The organism is Thiohalophilus sp., from assembly GCF_031581315.1.
GTDB lineage: Bacteria > Pseudomonadota > Gammaproteobacteria > UBA6429 > Thiohalophilaceae > Thiohalophilus.
Genome location: NZ_JAVLAZ010000048.1, coordinates 16,258 through 18,986 on the forward strand (window position 1 = coordinate 16,258; position 2,729 = coordinate 18,986).

The following is a 2,729-nucleotide window of genomic DNA, read 5'->3' on the forward strand; positions in this document are numbered from 1 at the left end:
CTCACCCTGACCGAAATTCAGCACAGCAGTACCGAACTGTTCGGCATGCTCTCCGGCCACGGCTGGGAGTGGATCAATCTGCTGTTCATGCTGGGCGGACTGGTACTGATCTATATGCGTGTCATCAGCTGGCATATTCCGCTGGCCATGCTGGCGACCCTGTTTCTTGTTTCCGGATTATTCCACCTGAACGATCCCGACGCCTTTACCTCGCCGCTGTTCCATCTGTTCGGTGGTGCGACCATGCTCGGCGCATTTTTCATCGCCACCGATCCGGTCACCGCAGCGACCACCAACCGGGGTCGGATCATCTATGGCATCGGAATCGGTCTGCTGCTGTATATCATCCGCACCTGGGGCGGGTATCCCGACGCCGTCGCTTTTGCCGTGCTGCTGATGAACATGGCGGTTCCCACGATTGATTACTATACCCGGCCGCCCGTCTTTGGCGAGGAGCACTCGTAATGCGGGCACTGATCAAACACATGACGATCAGCGCGGTCTTGCTGGGCGGCTTTGCCGTGATCGGTGCCGGGCTGGTCGCCTGGATCCATCAGCAGACCGCGCCGACCATTGCCGCCAACAAACAGGCCGCCCTGTTGCGTAACCTGCATACCCTGGTCCCGCCCAGGACGCATGACAACACACTGACCCGGGATACCATCCAGGTACGCGATGAAACGTTGCTGGGTACCCCCAAACCGGTCACCGTCTACCGGGCCCGCAAGGAAGGTGAGCCGGTTACCGCCATTCTCAATGTCATGGCGCCGGACGGGTATGGCGGCCCCATCAACCTGCTGGTAGCCATTCGGTATAATGGGGAACTGGCCGGCGTACGCGTCATAAACCATCGCGAGACACCGGGGCTGGGTGATGCCATCGAGGCGGACCGCTCCGACTGGATTCACAGCTTCAGCGGCAAATCCCTGGACAACCCCGGCCCCGCCGGCTGGAAAGTTAAAAAAGACGGTGGCCAGTTCGATCAGTTCACCGGCGCGACAGTCACCCCGCGCGCCGTTGTCAAAGCGGTGCATAACGCGCTTAAATATTACGCAGAACATCGCGAACAACTGTTTCGCCCCAACGACAACCCGACGACGGACGAGTCAGCATGACAAACAATCCTTACGGCACCCTGATCCGCGACGGCCTGTGGACCAACAATGTGGCATTTGTCCAGTTACTGGGCCTGTGTCCGTTGCTGGCGGTCACCAACACCACGATCAATGGCCTGGGCCTGGGACTGGCCACCATTTTGACACTGGTCGTGTCGAATACCACCGTCTCGCTGATTCGCCGCTGGGTACGCCCCGAGATTCGGGTGCCGGTGTTCGTTCTGATCATCGCCTCGGTGGTCACCGTGATTGAACTGAGCATGAATGCCTGGTTTCACGAACTGTACAAAATCCTGGGGATATTCATCCCGTTGATCGTCACCAACTGCTCGATCCTGGCGCGTGCCGAAAGCTTCGCCTCCAGGAACCCGGTCCCACAGGCCTTCACCGACGGGCTGTTCATGGGAATCGGCTTCACCGCCGTACTGGTCACCCTCGGCGCCATGCGTGAAATCCTGGGCTTCGGCACCCTGCTGCGCCAGGCCGAGCTGATGTTCGGCCAGGGCGCCGACTGGATGACCCTGGTCCTGTTCGAGGACTACCGCGGTTACCTGCTGGCCATCCTGCCCCCCGGCGCCTTCATCGGGCTCGGATTACTCATCGCCGTCAAAAACCTGATCGACCAGCGCCGCGCCGAACGCAGCAAGGCCCCCATCGGCACCGAACAACCCGCCGGCGCAACGACTTAAGAAGAACAAGGTCCGCAAATTAACGCGAATAAACGCAAAGAGATTGTATAATTATTAAACTCCCGCTCTTGCATTTATTTGCGTATATTCGCGTGCATTTGCGGATTATTTTATCAATTCGATTTCTTACAATTAGCTTGAAGAACAACAAGAATGAATCCTGAAAAAAGGCGTGAGATTTTCAAGCGGCTGAAAAAAGAGAATCCGCATCCCACCACCGAACTGAACTACCGCTCGCCGTTTGAGTTGCTGGTCGCGGTGATTCTTTCGGCGCAGGCCACGGATAAGGGCGTCAACAAGGCGACTAAAGAGCTGTTCAAGGTGGCTCGCAGCCCGAAAAAGATCCTGGAGCTACAAGAATCCGGCCTGAAGGAATACATCAAGACCATCGGGCTGTTCAACAGCAAGGCCAAAAACATCATCAAGACCTGCCAGATACTGGTCGAGCAGCACGGCGGCAAAGTCCCCGAGGACCGGGCAGCGCTGGAAGCGCTACCCGGCGTCGGGCGCAAGACCGCCAACGTGATTCTCAATACCGCCTTTGGTCACCCCACCATCGCCGTGGACACCCACATTTTCCGGGTCAGCAACCGCACCGGCCTCGCCCCCGGCAAGACCGTGCTGGAGGTGGAGAAAAAACTGCTCAAGCTGGTGCCTGAAGAATACAAAAAAGACGCCCATCACTGGCTCATTCTGCTTGGCCGCTACACCTGCGTGGCGCGCAAACCACGTTGCGGCGCCTGTGTCATCGAGGACCTGTGCGAGTACAAACACAAGACCTCCGACTGATTCTCTTTTTATGACTGGTGGAATAAACGTTTATGCCCGTTGTTTGGGTGCAAAGGACGCAAAGACGCCAAGCGCGCAAACAATAGGTATTTACAGAGTAACTCGAGGGAGAGTCAATTCAGGTAGCACCCAACGT

The 2,729-nt window shown here is 57.4% G+C and carries 4 protein-coding genes; all 4 read left to right on the forward strand.

The features are described from left to right. Positions 1-465, forward strand: a 465-nt coding sequence (locus tag RI563_RS08475; protein ID WP_310693936.1) for an RnfABCDGE type electron transport complex subunit D, incomplete at its 5' end; no start/stop codon positions are given. Further along, positions 465-1,115, forward strand: coding sequence for an electron transport complex subunit RsxG (gene rsxG, locus RI563_RS08480; RefSeq protein WP_310693937.1), 651 nt, complete (start codon positions 465-467; stop codon positions 1,113-1,115). The genes RI563_RS08475 and rsxG, both read left to right, overlap by 1 nt. Beyond that, a complete protein-coding gene (locus RI563_RS08485; protein ID WP_310693938.1) occupies positions 1,112-1,804 on the forward strand; it encodes an electron transport complex subunit E in 693 nt (230 codons plus the stop codon). The genes rsxG and RI563_RS08485 overlap by 4 nt, the downstream gene beginning before the upstream one ends. 153 nt (positions 1,805-1,957) lie before the next feature. Beyond that, positions 1,958-2,593 carry an endonuclease III gene (gene nth, locus RI563_RS08490; RefSeq protein WP_310693939.1) on the forward strand — a complete coding sequence of 212 codons (636 nt, stop codon included), beginning with the start codon at positions 1,958-1,960 and terminating at the stop codon, positions 2,591-2,593. The last annotated feature ends 136 nt before the right edge of the window (positions 2,594-2,729 follow it).

Bases quoted from the DNA above. Each gene is read 5' to 3' on its own strand.
- rsxG (WP_310693937.1), top strand. From the start codon at position 465: ATGCGGGCACTGATCAAACACATGACGATCAGCGCGGTCTTGCTGGGC.
- RI563_RS08485 (WP_310693938.1), top strand. From the start codon at position 1,112: ATGACAAACAATCCTTACGGCACCCTGATCCGCGACGGCCTGTGGACC.
- nth (WP_310693939.1), top strand. From the start codon at position 1,958: ATGAATCCTGAAAAAAGGCGTGAGATTTTCAAGCGGCTGAAAAAAGAG.